This window comes from Chelativorans composti (assembly GCF_039541695.1).
Taxonomy (GTDB): domain Bacteria; phylum Pseudomonadota; class Alphaproteobacteria; order Rhizobiales; family Rhizobiaceae; genus Chelativorans; species Chelativorans composti.
The window spans coordinates 1-20300 of sequence record NZ_BAABGS010000016.1 but is presented as its reverse complement, the minus strand read 5'-3'; the positions used below and the strand labels follow the sequence as shown (position 1 = coordinate 20300).

General features: G+C 63.2%; 16 protein-coding genes, 1 tRNA gene and 2 pseudogenes. 8 read left to right on the top strand and 11 right to left on the bottom strand.

From position 1 onward, the window contains the following. Positions 1–1098, bottom strand: a complete 1098-nt coding sequence (locus ABD906_RS04540; RefSeq protein WP_165277167.1) for a glycosyltransferase — start codon at positions 1096–1098, stop codon at positions 1–3. Positions 1099–1356: 258 nt separating this feature from the next. Between ABD906_RS04540 and ABD906_RS04535 the strand changes: the two genes are divergently transcribed. Beyond that, positions 1357–2094 (top strand): SDR family oxidoreductase, encoded by a 738-nt coding sequence (locus ABD906_RS04535; protein WP_345098430.1) that lies wholly within the window; start codon positions 1357–1359, stop codon positions 2092–2094. 306 nt (positions 2095–2400) lie between these two features. Then, complete coding sequence (locus ABD906_RS04530; RefSeq protein ID WP_345098429.1) at positions 2401–2931, top strand: CAP domain-containing protein; 531 nt, start codon at positions 2401–2403, stop codon at positions 2929–2931. Between the two features lie 89 nt (positions 2932–3020). On the opposite strand, the gene ABD906_RS04525 is transcribed toward ABD906_RS04530, so the two are convergent. The 4 genes from ABD906_RS04525 to ABD906_RS04510 all read right to left on the bottom strand — a co-directional run bounded on the left by ABD906_RS04525 (position 3021) and on the right by ABD906_RS04510 (position 6338). Further along, entirely contained in the window at positions 3021–3695 is a 675-nt protein-coding gene (locus ABD906_RS04525; RefSeq protein WP_165277170.1) for an RES domain-containing protein, read from the bottom strand. Then, positions 3692–4216 carry an antitoxin Xre/MbcA/ParS toxin-binding domain-containing protein gene (locus ABD906_RS04520; protein WP_345098428.1) on the bottom strand — a complete coding sequence of 175 codons (525 nt, stop codon included), beginning with the start codon at positions 4214–4216 and terminating at the stop codon, positions 3692–3694. Before ABD906_RS04520 ends, ABD906_RS04525 begins: the two co-directional genes overlap by 4 nt. Positions 4217–4384: 168 nt before the next feature. Continuing rightward, the gene (locus ABD906_RS04515) at positions 4385–5212 is read right to left on the bottom strand and encodes a tetratricopeptide repeat protein (protein ID WP_165277171.1); all 828 of its coding nucleotides are present in this window, start codon (positions 5210–5212) and stop codon (positions 4385–4387) included. Positions 5213–5339: 127 nt separating this feature from the next. Continuing rightward, positions 5340–6338, bottom strand: a complete 999-nt coding sequence (locus tag ABD906_RS04510) for an SGNH/GDSL hydrolase family protein (protein WP_165277172.1) — start codon at positions 6336–6338, stop codon at positions 5340–5342. Between the two features lie 282 nt (positions 6339–6620). Here ABD906_RS04510 and ABD906_RS04505 point away from each other — a divergent pair, with 282 nt between their 5' ends. Both ABD906_RS04505 and ABD906_RS04500 read left to right on the top strand, forming a co-directional pair. Next, positions 6621–7991, top strand: coding sequence for a leucyl aminopeptidase family protein (locus tag ABD906_RS04505; protein WP_165277173.1), 1371 nt, complete (start codon positions 6621–6623; stop codon positions 7989–7991). A gap of 17 nt (positions 7992–8008) precedes the next feature. Continuing rightward, positions 8009–8881 carry a C40 family peptidase gene (locus tag ABD906_RS04500; RefSeq protein ID WP_345098427.1) on the top strand — a complete coding sequence of 291 codons (873 nt, stop codon included), beginning with the start codon at positions 8009–8011 and terminating at the stop codon, positions 8879–8881. A gap of 4 nt (positions 8882–8885) precedes the next feature. On the opposite strand, the gene ABD906_RS04495 is transcribed toward ABD906_RS04500, so the two are convergent. The 3 genes from ABD906_RS04495 to ABD906_RS04485 all read right to left on the bottom strand — a co-directional run bounded on the left by ABD906_RS04495 (position 8886) and on the right by ABD906_RS04485 (position 10544). Further along, positions 8886–9407 (bottom strand): hypothetical protein, encoded by a 522-nt coding sequence (locus ABD906_RS04495; RefSeq protein WP_165277175.1) that lies wholly within the window; start codon positions 9405–9407, stop codon positions 8886–8888. Positions 9408–9551: 144 nt separating this feature from the next. Continuing rightward, positions 9552–10175 (bottom strand): nucleoside/nucleotide kinase family protein, encoded by a 624-nt coding sequence (locus tag ABD906_RS04490; protein WP_165277176.1) that lies wholly within the window; start codon positions 10173–10175, stop codon positions 9552–9554. A gap of 132 nt (positions 10176–10307) precedes the next feature. Then, on the bottom strand, positions 10308–10544 hold the full coding sequence (locus ABD906_RS04485; RefSeq protein WP_165277177.1) for an Lrp/AsnC ligand binding domain-containing protein: 237 nt from the start codon (positions 10542–10544) through the stop codon (positions 10308–10310). A gap of 232 nt (positions 10545–10776) precedes the next feature. Here ABD906_RS04485 and ABD906_RS04480 point away from each other — a divergent pair. The 3 genes and pseudogenes from ABD906_RS04480 to ilvD form a co-directional block, all read left to right on the top strand. Next, positions 10777–11121 (top strand): annotated as a pseudogene (locus tag ABD906_RS04480) (Fur family transcriptional regulator); the annotation flags it as partial. A 251-nt stretch (positions 11122–11372) separates the two neighbouring features. Further along, positions 11373–12791 (top strand): NADP-dependent phosphogluconate dehydrogenase, encoded by a 1419-nt coding sequence (gndA, locus tag ABD906_RS04475; protein ID WP_165277179.1) that lies wholly within the window; start codon positions 11373–11375, stop codon positions 12789–12791. Between the two features lie 427 nt (positions 12792–13218). Further along, the gene (ilvD, locus tag ABD906_RS04470; RefSeq protein WP_165277180.1) at positions 13219–15060 is read left to right on the top strand and encodes a dihydroxy-acid dehydratase; all 1842 of its coding nucleotides are present in this window, start codon (positions 13219–13221) and stop codon (positions 15058–15060) included. Between the two features lie 169 nt (positions 15061–15229). On the opposite strand, the gene ABD906_RS04465 is transcribed toward ilvD, so the two are convergent. Together ABD906_RS04465 and polA are read right to left on the bottom strand one after the other, a co-directional pair. Further along, positions 15230–15646 carry a MarR family winged helix-turn-helix transcriptional regulator gene (locus tag ABD906_RS04465; protein ID WP_345098425.1) on the bottom strand — a complete coding sequence of 139 codons (417 nt, stop codon included), beginning with the start codon at positions 15644–15646 and terminating at the stop codon, positions 15230–15232. Between the two features lie 331 nt (positions 15647–15977). Next, the gene (polA, locus tag ABD906_RS04460) at positions 15978–18929 is read right to left on the bottom strand and encodes a DNA polymerase I (protein WP_345098424.1); all 2952 of its coding nucleotides are present in this window, start codon (positions 18927–18929) and stop codon (positions 15978–15980) included. A 288-nt stretch (positions 18930–19217) separates the two neighbouring features. On the opposite strand from polA, the gene ABD906_RS04455 reads away from it, so the two are divergent. Then, a tRNA-Leu gene (locus ABD906_RS04455) sits at positions 19218–19302 on the top strand. Between the two features lie 184 nt (positions 19303–19486). On the opposite strand, the pseudogene ABD906_RS16090 reads toward ABD906_RS04455, so the two are convergent. Beyond that, a pseudogene (locus ABD906_RS16090) lies at positions 19487–20116 on the bottom strand (Abi family protein); the annotation flags it as partial. Between the last annotated feature and the right edge of the window lie 184 nt (positions 20117–20300).

Genomic DNA, 20300 nt, shown 5'->3' with positions numbered 1-20300 from the left:
TTATGACGAGGAAGAGCCTATCTGGGTCACCCCCGCGAGCACTTCCGTCTCCACCGGAATGCTGGGCTTCCGCTCGTTGATGAGGCGCCGGTAGAGCGCCAGGTAGTCGGATGCCATGCGTTCCGAGGTGAACCGGGTTTCAAAGGTAGAACGCACGCGCGCCCGGTCAACCTGCGGCAGGCGGGCGACCATCTCCACCGCCTCGTCGACGCTGTCGACGATGAAGCCGCTGACACCATGGTCGATGACCTCGGGCACCGAGCCGTTGCGGAAGGCTATGACCGGGGTCCCGCAAGCCATGGATTCGATCATCACGAGACCGAAGGGCTCCGGCCAGTCAATCGGGAACAGCAGCGCCGCCGCGTTGCCCAGGAAGCTGGCCTTGGCCTTCTCGTTGACCTCGCCGATGTACTCGACATTGTCATGACGGTCGACCAGCGGCTTGATGTGCTCGTACCAGTAGGCCTCATCGACCTTGTCGATCTTTGCCGCAATCTTGAGCGGCATGCCGGCCCTGACCGCGATCTCGATCGCCCGGTCCGGACGTTTCTCGGGCGAGATCCGGCCGAGGAAGGCGAGATACCCCTCCGGTTTCGGCGAGAACGGCAGCAGATCCCTGGGCAGCCCGTGGTGAACCGTGGCGACGAAATTCGCCATCGGGAGCGGACGCCTCTGGTCGTTCGAGATCGATACGAGCGGGACGTCCGAGAACATGGAATAGAACGGCTTCAGGTCGGGCAGGTCCAGCCGTCCGTGCAGGGTCGTGACCGTCCTGGCGCCGAGCTGCCGCAGCAGCGGGAAGTGGAGGAGGTCTATGTGGAAGTGCAGGATATCGAACTCGTGCGCCCGCTTCCGGACGTGCTCGAGGAGAATGAGGTGATACGGGATCGGATCCCGGACGTCCGGGTTCAGGCGCAGCGATCGCGGCGCGGCAGGCACAAGCTCGGCCGACGTCAGCGAGTCGCCTGCAGCGAAAAGGGTCACTTCATGTCCGAGGCGGACCAGTTCTTCAGTAAGGAAGGAAACGACACGTTCGGTTCCGCCATAGAGCCTCGGCGGCACGCTTTCCGCCAAGGGTGCAATCTGCGCAATCTTCATGGCTATCCCCATCAAAACGGATAATGCAAAAAGATTGGCGGCAGCCCAGCCGGCTCGCCGGGCCGCCGCCGATAACATAAGCACTCCTTCAACCGATTTGTTCCCCTCACGAAAAATTTCTTTTCCGGGGCCGCCAGCGCCTTGAGAGCGCACCGTGAGCATCCCACATGATATTTTTCCGCAACATCATTATACGGCGGTCGTGATTGCTCCCGCGCGCGACCTTCATTTGTTCATGGAAAGGACTTCTTTTCAGAAATGACATCCGCACTTTCGGACAAGACCGTTCTCGTCACCGCCGCCGCCCAGGGCATTGGACGTGCAAGTGCCCTCGCCTTTGCAAGGGCTGGCGCCCGTGTTCATGCGGTTGACATAAATGGCGTGCGCGTGAAGGTACTTGAGGCGGACCACCCGTCCATCACGACCCACAAGCTGGACGTCTTGGACGACAGAGCCGTCGCCGCACTGGTCAGCCAAATCGGATCGGTGGACGTTCTCTTCAACTGCGCCGGGATCATGTACCACGACATGATCCTCGACTTCGACATGGACCACCTCGACTTCGCGTTTGACCTGAACGTGAAATCGATGATCCGCATGATCCGTGCGGTGCTCCCCGGAATGATCGCGCGCAAGAGCGGCTCGATCATCAACATGGCGTCGGCGGCGGGCTACGTGAAGGGACTTCCTGGCCAGTTCACGTTCAGCACCACCAAGGCGGCGGTCATCGGGCTCACGAAATCCGTAGCGGCGGAATGTGTCTCCCACGGGATCCGCTGCAACGCCATCTGCCCCGGCGTGATCGACACGCCTTCCATGAACGACCGCCTGAAGGCGACCGGAGACTACGAGGGCACGCGGACGACGCTGCTGTCGCGCCTGCCCATGGGACGCTTCGGCACCCCTGAAGAAGTGGCCTCCCTGGTCGTCTTCGTCGCGGGCGCCCCCTATCTCACGGGCCAGACCTTCATGATCGACGGAGGTTGGACGGCCTAGCTGCGGGCCTGAGCCTGGCTGCCGCGCGCGGGCCTCGTCCGAAATCGCCTGCCGCATGCCTGAATGCGTTCGCGCGTCCCTGCCGCCGTTCACAACTGCAGGGTTTTACCGGCCTGTCCGGAACCTGGTGCCCGCCAGCGGCGTTTGCGGCGTACCCGCCTCTTGCCTGGATGGAACGGGTCGCGCCCGACCCTTTCGCCCGGGCGTCAATCCGGGACGGGGGCCGCTTGTCTGAATCGCGGAATTCGGATTAACAGCCCCGTTCCTTCGCAAACCGGCTCTCTAAGGCCACAAGAAGGATCAACGATGAACAGACGACCGCTTTTTCTCGTCGCGACGCTCCTTTCCTTGCTTTTTCTGGCCAGCTGCGCGACCCAGCTTTCCAACAATCCGGTGCAGCAGGTCAGCAATCTCGCCTCCATCCGCGCCGACATGCTCCGGCAGGTCAACGCCGCACGCCGGGAAGTGGGCGCTCCGCCCCTGCGGTTCAATGCGGTCATGAACGCGGCCGCTCAGGCGCACGCAGAAGACATGGCACGCCGCGGCTATTACAGCCATCGTTCACCGGAGGGCCGCGATGTGGCCAACCGCTGGCGCGCCCATGGTGGCGGCGCCTGGCAGGCGGTGGGGGAAAACATTCTCTTCTGCGAGCGGTGCGTCCCGCCCTCCGCGCAGGCGCAGACATTCCACGCCCGCTGGATGCAGAGTCCCGGACATCGCCGCAACATCCTTCGCCCGGATTTCGAGGAATTCGGCTTCGGTATGGCGATGGCCAACGGCCGGATCTATGCCGTGGAAACCTTTGTGCGCCAGCTTCCGCCCGGCCGCGCTTGGTAGCCTGCTCGGCTGCCTCGCGCTCATCCGGAGCTTGCCGAGGGGCGGGCTTGCCGAGAGGGGGCCTCGAACATCAGCCGGGCCCCTCTGCGCTAGCCCGATGCAATCCGCCTGACGTCGATCGCGCGGCGGTGGGCCCACACGGTGATCTCGAAGTGATCCGTCTGTACAACGTCCAGCACCTTGCTCGGCCTGAACGCCACGACATTGATTCCGCCCGCGTGGCGAACGCTGTCATAGAGAATGCCGTCGCCGCCCTCCCCGCGGATCTTCTCGCCGAACGCCTGTGAGGCGCTGTAGTCGTCCGGCGCATAGATTTCGGGCATCTCTGCCTGCCTGCCGCAGATCTGCACGAACTCCCCCTCGAGCCGGGCGGAATAGGCCCGATAAACCCGGCTGATCGGTTGTTCGATCCCCCGCGATGCCGCTTCCCGGCGCAGGTGATGGGCCACCTCGGCCGCCGCGGTGATGAGCGAGGCGGCCGCATACCAGGCCCCCAGCTCTCCTGAGTTGAACCGCGCGCCGCCCGGCGGAGCATGCAGGAACGCCGCCATCACGATGCTGGAATTGGGCCTGCCGAAGACCCATTCCTCCTTCGGAAGCCGGGCGATCCGCTCCACGACCAGCCGGTCGTTGGTCCAGCCTTCCAGTTCCATGACGGCTTCCAGATCCGCCGCGGTCGACACCGTGTCGAACAGCCCGACCGGCGGAAACCGCGACGGGATCAGGCGGTATGTGGGTTGCGGCGCGGGCTCCAGTCTGTTCATCGGAACACGATGTCGGAATCGCTGTAGGGCGTGAACGCCTCGTCCACCTCGTTCGGCTGCATGTAGATGCCGCCCCGCGCCGCATCCAGGAACCGCCGGACGGTGAGCAGCGCATCGAGCGTGCCGCTGGTGATGACATCGATCGGCGCCCTCCCGCCGAATACCAGCGCGGTGTTCGGCCCCCTGAGCCACGCCACCATCTCCCTCGGCGCACCGTAGAGCAGCCCCAGGGCCTTGTGAATGCCAAGCACGGTGGAAATGCGCGTGAGCGTGTCCACGTCCAGCGTGAAGTCCTCGTGCTCGCGCGCCTTCTTCGCCCATGCGTGATAGGTGGAGCGCGACGGATAGCCCAGCACCAGCCGGCGCTGTTCCTCCGTGAGCCCCCAGAGATCGGCGATGGCGAGGAACGTCCGGAAGCCGGGGGCACTCAGCCGCCGTCGGTTGGCGGGCGCGAACCGGTCCGCCATGAGCATCTGCTGTCCCGCCTCGACGATCTTTCCTGCCTGACTCGCCTTGGCCATCATCACCTCACATTATCCAAAAGCAAACATAGTCCAAATTTGGACACGAAACAACCTCCGGCCAGCCAAAATGAAACGGCGCGGCAAACTTGCCGCGCCGTTTTCTCCCCTCTTGAACCGGTAGCGGACATGTGTGGCCGATAGCGACCTCCTGCCCGCGAAGGAGCCTCAGCTCCTGCGCCGCTTGTCCTCCTGGGCGATCTGGCTCCAGCTATTGTTCTGGGCGAGCATGCTGCGCAGGTAGGCGACGTTGGCCTGCGCCTGCTCCTTCGTGAGTTCGCGCGCGGCGATGGCCTCCGCCTCGGCGAAACGCCCCTGCAGCCCCACCACAAGCGCATAATTCTGCCGCACCCGGCTGTCGGCGCCCGGCGCCTCGGCCGCCTGCTTCATGTAGATTTCGGCGGTGCGCAGGTCGTTTTGCAGCAGATAGGACATGCCCAGGTTGGAAAGCACTGACGGCTCATTCGGCTGGATCTCGAGCGCCTTGCGATAGAGCGCGCGGGCCTCCTCCGGCTGGCCCAGCTGGTCGAGAATGGCTCCTTCAGCCGAGAGCAGGCGCCAGTCGGGATACTCCGGCGTCTGCGCGCGCCGCACGGCGTCCAGCGCCGGCTCCAGCTCGCCCGCCGCGGCGAGCGCCTTGCCATAGGCGGCCAGCACGTCGCGGTCCTTCGGATAGTCGATGGCGAGCCGCCGCATTACCGCCAGCGCCTGGTCGTTGCGCCCGCTCATCTGCAGTACGTTGGCGTATTGCATTGCCACCGTCTTGTTCTTGGGATCGCGAACGTAGGATTGGCCCAGCCTGTCCGCCGTGGCGCGCAACTGCGGCTCCGTCATCGCGGACACCGAACCCACCGGCATGGGATCCACGGATGCCGTTTTCGTGGGACCAAAGCCGCGCCCGCTCGAGCAGCCTGTAACCAGCGCCGCCAGGGCCACCGCCAAGACCAAGCGGGAAAAACGGATCCGCCCTGCCCCCGTCACTGTTATGTCCCGCATACACCGCCCCTGCAAACTGTTACGAACACTTGCTGGGAGTGATATTTCGTTAACCCTAATGGACGGTTAACGCGGTGAGGGATGCGGGATGCGGCCCGCGGCGCCCGGCGCCAAGAGTACCGATTTACTACTCTTGCTGCTGCAGCTCCCGATCCATGGCGAAACCGCACATGCGGACGTCCTCGAACTCATCGTCGCCCTGCGAAGGCAGCAGAAGTTCCGCGAGCAGTCCGCTCGCGTAGCGTTCAGCGCCGGTGCGGTTCAGATGATCGGTATCGTAGTAGTTTTCCTCGCCGGGCAGCACGTCCATGTGATCCAGCACGCAGAGGTCCAGCTGCTCCGCCATGTCCCTGATTTGCCGGATCACCGCGTAATGAGCTTCCGGCAGGCGGGCGCTGAAATGCGGCGGCACCGGCATGAAGAGAAGAAGGAACTCGCTTCCGGCGCCGCGCGCGGCCTGCGCCATGCCCCCGAGCCGCGATACGTAACCGGCGATCAGTTCCGCACGGCTGTCGCCATAGAGCTCGGCGACCCGCTGCGCATCCAGCTGCTCGTTCGGAACATGGGTCCGGTCAAAATCCACCGGGCTGCGCATCTCGGCGGCGCGCGCCTCGCCCGATCCCTTCTCCCCGCCAAGCCCCAGCATGTAGGCATAGGTCTTGCCGCTGGTGAGCGGATCCTGCTTCAGCACCTCCAGGATATCGTCGTCGAGCGGCGAGTGCGCGTAGAGGTTTCCGGATTCAAGTTGGTCCTCGTTCCACCGCGGTGACAGCAGGGCGAACGTGTCGACCACCTGCACCACGGTCTGCGGATGCGTCTTGCGCAGCAGCACGTCCAGCAACAGCGCATTGGGCAGGATGCCGTAGCCATCGGTCGCCAGCACCGTCACGCTGCGGCCGGTATTCCGTTCGACCAGTTCGCGGATTTCAGGAAATCCCAGCGTGGCCGCGCGGGATGCACCGAGCACCACCACATCCGTCGCCTGGGGCGCGCTGTTCACCGTTCTTGCCAAAGGATTGGCCGGGTCCACCTCCCGGAACGTGGTCGCCCTGAGGGCGAGAACACCGGCAACGAGCACAAGACTGATGACGGCTAGGACAAGGCCTCTTTTCCAGAATGCGCGCATGATGCTGATTTTCTTCCCCTGATGTCAGGAGGATGGGCAGGCGGACTGCCGCGGAATCATCTGAGACGGGTTTGGTCGCCCAAATGCGCCTTTGGATCACATAACGCAATACCTAAGAACAAAATATGGCAAACGCTCTTTCTGTCGGGTGATCATCGCGGCTGATGCACAGCGCAGCGAAGCCCTCACAACGCTGCATGCCAAGGTTTGAAAACCCGCGCATGGTCTCCCGCCCTGGGAATATGCTAGTGGTGCGGGCATGTATTCAGTGAGGAATCAGCCATGCCGCTAGAATTCGCTGCCCGGAAGCCTTCCGACTCCCTGCCTGTGTATCTCGTCCGTGACGGCAAGCTCGAGGAATGCGGAGCCGGCGAACGAGCCCGCGCCTGGGCCGCCGCCAACGGTTTCACCGGCGCGAGCGGGGCGCTGCTTCCCATTCCGGGCGAGAACGGCGGCCTCGCCGGCGCCTTTTTCGGCCTCGGCAAGGATGCTTCCGACCCCTTGCTGGTCGGTAAGCTGGCGCGCACCCTGCCGAAGGGCAGCTGGCACTTTGCCACCACGCCGGAGGTCCCGACGCTCGCCGCCGTGGCGCTGAAGCTCGGCGCTTACGCCTTCACCCGCTATGGCGCGAAGCCCACGCCGGAAATCACCTTCACCCTGCCGGAAGGCGCTGACGCCGAGGCCGTCAAGCGAATCGCGGAGGGTGCCTATCTCGCCCGCGACCTCGCCAACACGCCGACCAGCGACCTCGGCCCCGACCTTCTCGAGGAAGCTGCCCGCAGCCTGGCCGGGCTCCACGGCGCCGCTTTCACGTCGATCGTGGGCGACGACCTGCTGACGAAGAACTTCCCGATGATCCACGCGGTCGGCCGCGCTTCCGCCACCGCCCCGCGCCTCATCGACTTTACCTGGGGCGACGCGAACACGCCGAAGGTGACCCTGGTCGGCAAGGGCGTCTGTTTCGACACTGGCGGCCTCGACATCAAGCCTGCGAGCGGCATGCTGCTCATGAAGAAGGACATGGGCGGCGCGGCCCACGTCCTGGGCCTTGCCTCGATGATCATGTCGGCACGACTGCCCGTGCGCCTGCGCGTCCTCATTCCCGCGGTCGAAAACTCCATCTCCGGCAACGCTTTCCGTCCCGGCGACGTGCTGAAGAGCCGCAAGGGCATCACCGTCGAGGTCGGCAATACCGACGCCGAAGGCCGTCTCGTGCTGGCCGATGCGCTGGCGCTCGCCGACGAGGAGAAACCCGAGCTGCTCATCGACATGGCCACCCTGACCGGTGCCGCGCGCGTGGCGCTGGGCCCGGATCTCCCGCCCTTCTACACGGACGACGATGACTTCGCCGCCGCCGTGGCGAACGCCGCCCAGGCGGTTGCCGATCCGGTCTGGCGCATGCCGCTCTGGAAGCCCTACGTGGATAAGCTCAAGTCGCGCATCGCCGACATCAACAACACCACCACGGACGGCTTTGCCGGCTCGGTGACGGCCGCGCTCTTCCTGCACCGCTTCGTCGAAAATGCTGCAACCTGGGCGCATTTTGACATATTCTCGTGGACGCCCGTCGAGAAGCCGGCCTGCCCCGTCGGGGCTGAAGCGCAGGCCATCCGCGCGCTCTATGCCGTTCTGACCGAACGTTACGGGAAATAGTCCGAGGAGCAGTGCCCATGTCCGCGAGCCCGACCGTCACGCCACTCGACCGCCGCCTGAACGCGTTCAGGCCGGATCTGGCGGACCGGCGACTCGAAGGCAAGGTGGAGGCCGAGCGTTTCGTGGATGGCGAGCTGTTCCATATCGCCGTCCCCGTCGCCCGGGTTCACCAGGCTCCGGACGGCTCCTCCGGCATGGACACCCAGTTCCTGCATGGTGACCACGTCCGGGTGTTCGAGCGCAGCAACGGCTGGGCCTGGGTCCAGGCGGAGCGCGACGGCTACGTGGGCTATGTGCCGGACAGCAGCATCGACGAGGGCCCCTTCCAGGCAACCCACGTCGTCTGCGTGCCGCGCACCTTCGTCTATCCCGAACCGGAACTGAAGAAGCCCGCCTCGATGACCCACAGTCTCGGCGCTCAGGTCAGGGTCGTCGAGGAGGTCGAAACGCGCGGCAATCGCTATGGTATGTTGGAGGACGGCCGCGCCATCTTCCTCCGCCATCTTCGCCCCATCGACAGCCATGCGGACGATTACGTCTCCGTGGCGGAGATGCTCATCCACACGCCCTACCTCTGGGGCGGATGCAGCGGCTTCGGCATCGACTGCTCGGGTCTGGTGCAGCTTGCCATACGCATGACGGGGCGGACGGTGATCCGCGACACCGACATGCAGATGACCTCCATCGGCACGCCGCTTGACTCCGACCTGGAAGAACTGCAGCGCGGCGATCTCGTGTTCTGGCCCGGACATGTCGCGATCGTCACCCGGCCGGGCGAGATCGTCCACGCTAATGGGTTCTCCATGACTGTCGCCATCGAGCCGCTGGACCAGGCTATCACCCGCGTCGAGGCACTCTACAGCCGCCCCATCGCCTGCCGCCGACCCTGAAAACCTAATCCACCGGCGGCGTTTCCACTTCCCGGTCGGCGGTATCGCTCGTTCCCTTGACGAACACTGTCACGGTTCCATCCTCTCCGAACTCGGCCGCGATGATGTTCGTGAGCATGATCGAGCGCGAATCCACCGCGTGATAGAAGATTGCGCTACCCTCGATGGACTCGCGCAGCACCCGAACGTCGGCGTCGTGCTCTGCCAGCATCCGGGCAAGTTCTTCCGAGATCTCCGGCACGAACACGATTTCCAGGGTGTCGATGTTGTAGGCCTTGCGCACCTGTTCCGCGCTGCCGCGTGAGTTTTCGACAGCCGCGACCACGCGCTTCAGATCGCTCTCGCGCTTGGCTTCGTCGGTCTTCACGTCAGAGCCGATGATGGCGTCGATCGCTCCTTCGCTTTCGAGCCCCTGTGCGGCGGCTGAAAGCGATCCCAAACCGACCGCAGCGAGCAGCAGGCATGACAGGAACGCAGAGCTCCAGACCCCGCGCGGCATGCGCGGCTGTTCATAGGCAACGATCATCGGCAAACTCCCTGTTGGACCAAGGATGGTATCGGAACAATGGCGCGAGTCTGCACTTGTTCCATGGAGATTTGGTGACATGTGCCGCGCCGGATCGCGATTCCCCACCCCCCTGGTGCGGCGTCCGCAGACCTTAGCCGGAACTCAGGGTGGCGTCGAATCCGGAAGCCTGATCACCAGATCCGCCGTCTTGCGGTGGGTGGCGACGCGGCGTGCGTTGGGCAGATCGTTGCCGTCGATCTTGTCGCGCCCGTTGGGGTGAAGCTTCCACCGCTCTTCGAGCCTCCGTTCGAGCACGGCCTCCGGCACGTCCAGATAGATGGAAAAGTCGAATAGCGGATCGAGCGAATCCCACGGCGCCTCGTCGAGCAGCAAGTAATTCCCCTCGACGATCACGATGCGCGTGTCACGTGTGATGATCGCCGCCCCAGCGCGCGCCAGCTCCATGGACCGGTCGAACACCGGGACCGCAACGTGGTCCGCACCTTCCCGGATGCGTTCTAGAGCCACGCGAAAGCCCGGGAAATCGAACGTCTCCGGCGCGCCCTTGCGCCCAAGCAGTCCCCACCGATCGAGCAACGCGTTGTCATAGTGAAAGCCATCCATGCCGAGGACGGCGACCCTTTCTCCGCGCCCGGTCAGTATGCCGTGTAGCGTTTCCGCGAGTGTCGACTTGCCGGCCGCAGGCGGACCCGCAATGGCCGCGACGAACCGGCCACGGCCTTGCGCCTGATTCAGAAGTGCGGTCGCAAGTTCCTCGGCGTTCATCGGAAACCCCTTGATAGCGGAGCGGGTGCGAGGCGCTGGCAGTGGCAGGTTTTCCAGGGCCGCCTCCCGCGCGGTTTCAGGAAGGCAGGAAGCGGCTTTCCGCCCGTCACCGCACGGACTGATGGCGTCAGCTCAGAAAGCCTTGAATGTCAGCGTGGTCAGCGAGCGCACGATGCCGGGCACGTTGGCGATGTTCTCGTTGATGAACTTGCCGATGTCCTCGCCTTCCGGGATGTACACCTTCAGCAGCAGATCGTATTCGCCGCTCGTCGAATAAAGCTCGGAAGCAACCTCGCGCTCGTAGAGCGCGTCTGCCACTTCGTAGGTCTTGCCGGGCTGGCAGCGAAGCTGAACGAATACAGGTCTCATGGCGTCCTTCCGTTGTCGTCGTCCTGCCGGGTGCTGTGTCAGAGGCTTTTGCAATCCTTTGCCTCTGTCGGTCGCGGGATGCAAGGGGCATGTCGCGCCACCGGCCCCAACAGTCCAAATCTTTGCATATTATCGGAATAGGGCATGACCGCGATCCGCCGGTGCGCGGACGGTAGCTCCCTACCGGCCGCCGGGCTTTGCAACGCGCTGCAAGATGAAGCATATTTGGGCAATGGTTGAGACGATTCCGCAAAAGCATGACTACGTGGCAAAGCTTCGTGAGGCGGGGGTGCGGATCACCCGGCAGCGCCAGGTGATCCTGCAGATCCTCTCCGACACGGACGACCATCCCGACGCGCTCGAAATCTTCCAGCGCGCTTCTGCCGTTGATCCCAGCATTTCGCTCTCGACCGTCTATCGCACGATGAAGCTGCTCGAGGAGAAGGGCGCCATCCAGCGTCATGAGTTCGAGGGCGGCAGGGCTCGCTTCGAGCAAGCCACCGGCCATCACGACCATCTGATCGACATCGAGACCGGCGATGTCATCGAGTTCCATTCCCGCAAGCTGNTGGAACTCTACGCCCGCAAGTGCCGCTAGGCGCTTTCAGGCAAGCCCCTTTCCTTTTAGGCCACTCGGGGGGAGGCCGGGCAGAGCGACGCGTTCCGCGTGTCTGGTCCAGTGATAGGCTGGAAACGGAGTCCGCGCTTCGCCGCGACGGTGAACGCAACGCCCCCTCCCGCAATTTCGGCATAATGCTGCCCTTCCATACGGCTGTGGAACGGCGCGACGCCGCGTGCGTTCATCTGCGCTTGTTGGAGGAATGGTCCATGAGCAAAGCCGACATCGGCCTGATTGGCCTTGGCGTGATGGGGGCAAACCTGGCGCTGAACATTGCGGAGAAGGGCTTTCGCATCGCGGTCTGGAACCGCACGGGATCCCGAACCCGCGGGTTTGCCGAAGCGGCCGGCCCGCTTGCCGCCAACATCATTCCCTGTGACACGCTGGAAGCGCTGAAGGATGCCATCGCGCGGCCCCGCCCGGTCATCCTGATGGTTCCGGCGGGTGACGCGGTGGACCAGCAGGTCGCCGCCCTGAGACCTCTGCTCGATCCCGGCGACATCATCATCGACGCCGGCAACGCCAATTTCCGCGATACGCGCCGCCGCATGAACGAGCTCGCCGGCACTGGCCTCGACTTCATCGGCATGGGCGTCTCGGGCGGCGAGGATGGCGCACGGCACGGCCCGTCCCTCATGGTCGGTGGCCCGGAAGCCTCCTACCGCCGCATTGAGCCGATCCTCAACGCAATCGCGGCGCGTTACGAGGGCGAGCCCTGTCAGGCCTGGGTCGGTCCCGACGGCGCCGGCCATTTCGTGAAGACCATCCATAACGGCATCGAATATGCAGACATGCAGATGATTGCCGAAATCTATGGCGTCCTGCGCGATGGCTTCGGCCTGCCGGCCGGCGAGATTGCCCCCATCTTCGCCGGGTGGAATCGCGGCCGCCTCAACTCCTACCTGATCGAAATCACCGCCCACGTCCTCTCGGTGACCGATGACCGGACCGGCCAGCCCATCGTCGATGTGATCCTTGACCGCGCCGGGCAGAAGGGCACCGGCCGCTGGTCCGCCATCGAAAGCGCGCACCTCGGCATCCCTGCCACCACGGTCGAATCCGCTGTGGCCGCACGCAGCATTTCCGCGATGAAAGCCTTGCGCCAGGAGGCCGAAAAGCGGTTCGGCCTTCCGCCATCCGGCCAGCTCGCGCCGCTCTCGCCGGAAAAGGTGACGATGCTGGAACAGGCCCTGCTGGCCGGCAAGATCATTGCCTATGCCCAGGGCTTTGCTGTCATGGCAGCTGCCTCGAAGGAATTCGGGTGGAACACCCCTCTCGGCACCGTCGCCCGTATCTGGCGCGCAGGCTGCATCATCCGCTCCCAGTTCCTGGGCGAGATCGCTGATGCGCTGGATGCCTTGCCGGAGGCTGAAAGCCTCCTGCTCACCGATGTGTTCTCCGGATATCTCGACAATGCCCACACGCATCTGCGCCGCCTGGTGGCCGAATGTGCCCTCGCCGGTCTTCCCGTCCCGACCCTCGCAGCAGCGCTCGGCCATTTCGACCAGGTTCGTCGCGCCACCGGCACCGCAAACCTCATCCAGGCCCAAAGGGATTTCTTTGGCGCCCATGGCTTCGAGCGGATGGACGCGGAAGGGTCGTTCCACAACAATTGGCCGCCCCTCTGACGCGGCGGGTTGCGGCCCGCGCGAACAGGTGAGCGGCATGTCCATGTCGCCTTGATAGTACGTATTCTGATGCAGACAAGAAAGTGCCGCCGTGGCGGAGGGGAGCCACGGCGGTCTTATGACTACGCGCAACCCGGAGAGGGGAATTAGGTTACGCGTATAGTGCCAGAAAGGCGGGGGACGGGCCTTAAACTGGCATTCGGCGGAATAATTGCCGACACCCTGTATATGTTGCGCGACAAAGCGGCAATTCAAGGGCAACACTGTTACATTTTCGTAATAAATTAAGAACAGCTCTCGAAAACGTGATTACGGATGCCACCCGGGAAAGAATTTGCTCTTGGCTGATCATTCCTCGCGCCGCAGGGTGGCATTCGGGCCTGTAGAGTTATATAGGTGACGCGATCTCTTTTGGTGGATTTGAGTAATGGCACCCTTACGTTCCCGCACGACCACTCACGGCAGAAACATGGCTGGCGCCCGCGGCCTCTGGCGCGCGACCGGCATGAAGGACAGCGATTTTGGCAAGCCCATCATTGCTGTGGTCAATTCTTTCACGCAGTTCGTGCCCGGTCACGTGCACTTGAAGGACCTTGGCCAGCTTGTGGCCCGCGAGATCGAGGCCTGCGGCGGCGTCGCCAAGGAATTCAACACGATCGCGGTCGATGACGGCATCGCCATGGGCCATGACGGCATGCTCTACTCGCTGCCGTCGCGCGAGCTCATCGCCGACTCGGTCGAATACATGGTCAACGCCCACTGCGCCGACGCGATGATCTGCATTTCCAACTGCGACAAGATCACGCCCGGCATGCTGATGGCGGCCATGCGCCTGAACATCCCGGCGATCTTCGTTTCCGGAGGCCCGATGGAGGCCGGCAAGGTTGTTCTCGGCGGCAAGGAGGTTGCCCTCGACTTGGTCGACGCTATGGTCGCTGCCGCCAACGACAAGGTGTCCGACGCCGATGTGCAGGCGATCGAACGCTCCGCCTGCCCCACCTGCGGCTCCTGCTCCGGCATGTTCACCGCCAACTCGATGAACTGCCTTGCCGAGGCCCTTGGCCTCGCCCTGCCGGGCAACGGCTCCATGCTCGCCACCCACGCCGACCGCGAGCAGCTCTTCCTTGAGGCAGCCCGCAAGATCGTCGATCTCTGTGAGCGTTATTATGGCCAGGACGACGAAAGCGTTCTGCCCCGCTCCATCGCCACCAAGGCCGCGTTCGAGAACGCCATGGCGCTCGACATCGCCATGGGCGGTTCCACCAATACCGTGCTGCACATTCTCGCCATCGCCCGTGAGGGCGAGGTCGACTTCACCATGGACGACATCGACCGCCTGTCCCGCCAGGTGCCGGTGCTCTGCAAGGTTGCCCCGGCCGTCGCCAATGTCCACATGGAAGATGTTCACCGCGCCGGCGGCATCATGGCGATCCTGGGCGAGCTGGAGCGCGGCGGCCTCATCCACTCCGACGCGAAGACGGTTCATGCGCCCACCATCGGCGATGCCATCCGCAAGTGGGACATTCGGCTCACCAACGACGAGCAGGTGCGCCAGTTCTACCGCGCAGCCCCCGGCGGCGTGCCCACCCAGGTCGCCTTCAGCCAGAACAACCGCTGGAAGGAACTCGACCTTGACCGCGAGAAGGGTGTCATCCGCCGCATCGAGAACGCCTTCTCGAAGGACGGCGGCCTCGCCGTTCTCAAGGGCAACATTGCGCTTGACGGCTGTATCGTGAAGACCGCCGGTGTGGACGAGTCGATCCTCAAGTTCTCCGGCCCCGCCCGCGTCTACGAGAGCCAGGACGATGCCGTTCGCGGCATTCTCGGCAACGAGGTGAAGGCCGGCGAGGTCGTGATCATCCGCTACGAAGGCCCGCGCGGCGGCCCGGGCATGCAGGAGATGCTTTACCCGACCAGCTACCTGAAGTCGAAGGGCCTCGGTGCGGCCTGCGCCCTGGTTACCGACGGGCGCTTCTCCGGCGGCACCTCCGGCCTCTCCATCGGTCACGTCTCCCCGGAAGCCGCGGAAGGCGGCGCGATCGGCCTGGTCCGTGATGGCGACATCATCGAGATTGACATCCCGAACCGCACCATCCATCTGGCGGTCAGCGACGAGGAGCTTGCCCGCCGCCGCGCCGAGCAGGATGCGCTCGGCTGGAAGCCGGCGAAGCCCCGCAAGCGTAAGATCACCGCTGCCCTGCGCGCCTATGCGGCCATGACCACGAGCGCTGCCCTCGGCGCCGTCCGCAAGGTGCCCGAGATCGGCTGATCAGGGTCGCGCCAACGCTTCGGCAAAGACAGGCCCCCGGGATGCCGCGCATCCCGGGGGCCTGTCTTTTACTTACCCCTCTGGCGAATTTTCGGAGCAGTCCCAGCCAGGATCGAAGAATGCTCCTCGTTCAGGACGGAAGCGCAATCCAGCGGCCTGGAATGCGGTCTTATTCGCTGGTGAGCCGCCATAGAAGCGGCAGAAGTTGCTCACGTCCGTTCGGGCCAAGCCGCTCGATCATGCGCTTCTCGTGCTGCTTGTGCTGCTCGCGCGCCTTGTAGAACAGTTCGGCGCCCTTGTCTGTGAGATAGAGTGCGTGGGAGCGGCGGTCATGCTTGGCCCGGCAGCGCTTGATCAGCTCTGCCTTCTCCAGCCTGTCCACCACCTGAACGAAGTTGGTCTTTTGGATGCCAAGCGCCGAGCTGATCTCCGACTGGTTCAACCCGGGGTTTTCGTTGATCACATAGAGAACGGAAAAATTGGCCGGACGCAGGTGAAACTCCTCCAGCGTCTGGATAAGATCATCGAACACCGATAGCTGGGCTCGCCGCAGCGCGTATCCTATTATGCCACGGATAGCCTGCATGTTGGGACGCTCTGGCTGCAGTATGTCAGCGCAATTCTTATTCTTGACCATCGATAAACACCATAAAATTAGCAGATTAATTAAATTCAGTTGCCGACAGTATCTCCGTCCTGAAACAGAGCACCAAATTATGACCAAAGACTCATTTTTACAACCCAGAGTGCCATAAGGTTGTATAAAATGAATGAAATATATTCAAAAAAAATGATCTATATGCTTCTCATATATATAATAAATAACAACAGTAATGCGTGGAAAAACAAACGGCAGGCCGGAACGTTTCCCGTCCCTGCCCGTTTGTCCGGCGAACGTGTAAACCGGTCGTAAAATCTCAGTGAGCTTCGTCCCAGTTACCCGCGGCGCGTGCATCTACCTTGAGTGGAACGGACAGCGCGTGCCCATGTCCGGCGGCATTTTCCATTTCGCGACGGATCACCGGAATGGCGCGCTCCACCTGGTCCTCCGGGCATTCGAACAGCAGTTCGTCATGCACTTGCAGCAACATCTGCACCTGCGGCAGGCCGGCCTCTTCGAGCGCCTGCTCCATGCGGATCATCGCGCGGCGAATGATGTCGGCCGCCGATCCCTGGATGGGGGCATTGATCGCCGCCCGCTCGTTGAACGCGCGAATAGAGGGATTGGAAGCCCGGATGTCGGGATAGTGGGCGCGGCGCCCGAACACGGTCTCCACATAGCCATGCTCGCGGCAGAAGGCCTTGGTGGCCTCCATGTAGTCCCGGATGCCCGGAAACCGCTCGAAATATTTCTTGATGTATGCGCCCGCCTCTTCCCGCGGGATGCCAAGCTGGTTGGCGAGCCCGAAGGCCGAAATGCCGTAGATGATGCCGAAATTGATGGCCTTCGCCCGCCGGCGGATCTCGGCCGGCATCCCTTCCACCGGCACCCCGAACATTTCCGACGCCGTCAGCGCATGGATGTCCAGCCCGTCGGCAAACGCCTGCTTGAGCTGTGGAATGTCCGCCACGTGCGCAAGCACCCGCAGCTCGATCTGGCTGTAGTCCGCCGAGATGAGCTTATGGCCCGGCGCCGCCACGAAGGCCGTGCGAATCTTGCGGCCTTCCGCCGTGCGCACCGGAATATTCTGCAGATTCGGCTCCGACGAGGCGAGCCGCCCGGTGGTCGTTGCCGCCAGCGCATAGGACGTGTGCACCCGCTTGGTCACCGGATTGATGTAACCCGGCAGCGCGTCCGTATAGGTTGACTTGAGCTTGGTCACCTGCCGCCAGTCGACGATCCGGCGCGGCAGCGGATGGCCCTCCTCGGCCAGTTCCTCCAGCACCTGCGCCGATGTGGACCACTGCCCCGTCTTCGTCTTGGAACCGCCCGGCAGCCCGAGCTTGCCAAACAGGATGTCGCCCAGTTGCTTGGGCGAGCCGATATTGAAGCGTTCGCCGGCGAGTTCGTAAATCTCGTCCTCGATCGCGGCCGCTTCCTGGGCGAAGTCGCCCGACAGGCGCGACAGGATCTGGCGGTCCACCGTGATGCCGCGATGCTCCATCCGCGCGATCACCGGAATGAGCGGTCGCTCCAGCCGCTCATAGACCGACACCATCCGCTTGGCGACCAGCTGCGGCTTCAGGATCTTCCAGAGCCTGAGCGTCACGTCCGCCTGCTCGGCCGCATAGGCCGTCGCCTGCTCCAGGCTCACCATGTCATAGGCGACCTTGCCCTTGCCGCTGCCGGTCACGTCCTTGAACGAGACAGGGTTGTAGCCGAGCCAACGGCTCGACAGCGTTTCGACGTCATGGGCGTGCAGGCCGGCCTCGAGCACATAGGACATGAGCATGATGTCGTCGACCGGCCCCATCTCGACGCCGCGCCGGTAGAGCACCAGCCAGTCCTGCTTGAGGTTATGGCCAACCTTGAGCACCGACGCGTCCTCGAGCAACGGCTTCAGCGCCGCGAGCGCCTCGCGTTCCGGGACCTGCCCCTCGATCAGGCCGCCGCCCCAGAGATCCTCGGCCCGCTCGCGGTGTCCCACGGGCACATAGGCTGCCCTGCCTGGCGCGACGGCGAGCGCGAAACCGCTGAGCTCGGCCTGCATCGAATCGCCCGAACTGATGAGAGCGTTGATCGCGACGAGGCCCGCCTCCCGCGCCTCCCGCACCCATTGCTCCAGCGTTGCCACATCGCGGATGCAGACATGGCCCGCCCGGTTGAATGGCAGCGCGGCCATCTCTGCGGCAATCTTCTGCGCCATTCGCTCCGGCGTATCGGCTTCGGCTTCCTCGTGGTTGCGGACGGGGGCAACCTCACCCTCCTCGCCCGCCCCCGAAGGCGGGGTCGCGGTCATGGTCACTTGCATGTCCGGTCCGTGCGCCTCCGCGCCCCACTGCACCTCCACATGGCACGGCTCGATCGCGGATGCGTCGGTACCGGTCGCCTCCGCCACGCGGCGGGTCAGCGAATTGAACTCCATGGCCTTCAGGAAGGCGATGAGCTTCGGCCCGTTGGTCGGCGTCAGCACCAGCTCGTCCAGTCCATGCTCCACCGGCACGTCATTCTTAAGCCGCACCAGCTCGCGCGAAAGGCGCGCGCTGTCCGCATGGGCGATCAGGTTTTCCCGCCGCTTCTGCTGCTTGATTTCATGCGCGCGCGCGAGCAGCGTGTCGAGGTCGCCATATTCCTCGAGCAACTGCGCTGCCGTCTTCGGCCCGATCCCCGGCACGCCGGGAATATTGTCGATCGAATCGCCCGTGAGGGCCTGCAGGTCCACCATCTTCTCCGGCGGCACGCCCCACTTCTCGATCACCTCGGGGATGCGCGTTTCCTTGTCCTTCATCGGATCGTAGAGGGACACGGAATCGCTCACCAGCTGCATCAGGTCCTTGTCGGACGACACAATGGTCGTCTCCGCCCCGGCCTCGGTGGCAAGCCGCGCGTAAGTGGCGATCAGATCGTCGGCTTCGTAGCCCTCCATTTCGATGCAGGGCAGGCCGAAGGCCCGCGTCGCCTGCCGGATGAGGCCGAATTGCGGCACCAGATCCTCGGGCGGCGCCGTGCGGTTGGCCTTGTAATCGGAGAAGAGCTCGTTGCGGAACGTCTTCGACGAATAGTCGAAGATCACCGCAAAATGCGTCGGCGCGTCGCCGACATCCGTGTTCCGCGCGTCCCTGAGCAGCTTCCACAGCATGTTGCAGAAGCCCGACACCGCGCCCACGGGAAGCCCGTCCGACTTCCGGGTGAGCGGCGGCAGCGCATGGTAGGCCCGGAAGATGTAGCCCGAACCGTCGACGAGGAAGAGATGATCGCCCTTTTTCATGGAATCACGGGTAGCCCGATGCCGCGCCGATGTCCATGGTGAACTGCCGGTGCGGTTGCGGCAAGCCACGGATGATTCGCGACCCCGCTGATTCCCCCTTCACCGGCCACTTATGGAGCCTCTCCCGTCTGCCTCCACCCGTCGCGGCCCCTTGTTCTGTGACCTTCAAAGGTGTGCAAAGCCTTGCAAATCCGTATCCGGTGAAAAAGTCACAGCATGAAAGTGAAAAAGTCGGCGAAAGCTCGTTGACAGGACGCGCCGGACCCCTTAGATGGCATCGCATCAACGGCCCAGGTGGCGGAATTGGTAGACGCGCTGGTTTCAGGTACCAGTGACGCAAGTCGTGGAGGTTCGAGTCCTCTCCTGGGCACCATTCCAAGAAGGCGAGTTTTGGACCCTTCATAGCTAAGTGATCGCTTTGGTCCTTGGTTTCAAGCGCCCTCTCTCAATGCGTTACTTCGCCTGAAGCAGTTGTTGGGTCACCCGCGCGAGTGATCGGGCGAAGTTCAGTCCGACGATGAGTTGGCGCTACTGGTGTGGACAACATATAAACCTATTCAGAATGACGCTGTCCTCCAAGCGGGCATTTCTTGCCATCCAGCAGGAAGACCCATGGCAGCAGGCTCTGCGAGCGGGCAGCTTGCGATCAACCGGACCAGATGTTTGCGCCATTCGGACCCTGGCGCGATAATGCCAATCAGATACCCCAGTACAGCCAGCGTGTTGTAGAGTTTTCGCGGGGCAGCTGCATTCATCGTCAATCGCAAGGAGCTTGGCGAATTCGGAACGGTCATTGTGACCGTGAATTGCTTGTTCCAAAGTCGGCCGTGATGGGCACAACTGTTCCGGACATAAGTCAAATGATGCGTAATCGATACTAAGACCTTCTCATCAAGACCATAGATCTTTGCAATCCATCCACGGTCCGCCCTCAGCCTTAAATTGCTGTACCATTTCGATAATTGCCCAAGCGACATAATCTCGGCCGCCATTCAAACCGGTGGATACTCTGGATCACTGTACTTCTTCACGTAATGGGCAATAAAGGTGTCAGTTGATCGCTCGATCTCATCGATCAAGCTGGCGAACGCTTTGTCGTATCTATCCTCGTTAAAGTAAAGTGACCGATCCAGATATCCATGAGGCCCATATTTCAAGGCAACATGATTTGCCCATGCGCCCCGGAGTGAAACTTCAAGTAGAGCGCAATCACATCATCAAACGACGTTCCCGGCCGAATGCGTGGTCACCATCGACGGGAGCCGGCATTGATCGGCCCCCACGGACGGGTCCAATTTGATTGTTAGTGCAATGATGGTCGTGGCGCCAGCGCGGGCGGCATCGCTGGTTGGGGTTGCAGGGCCGCCCGCG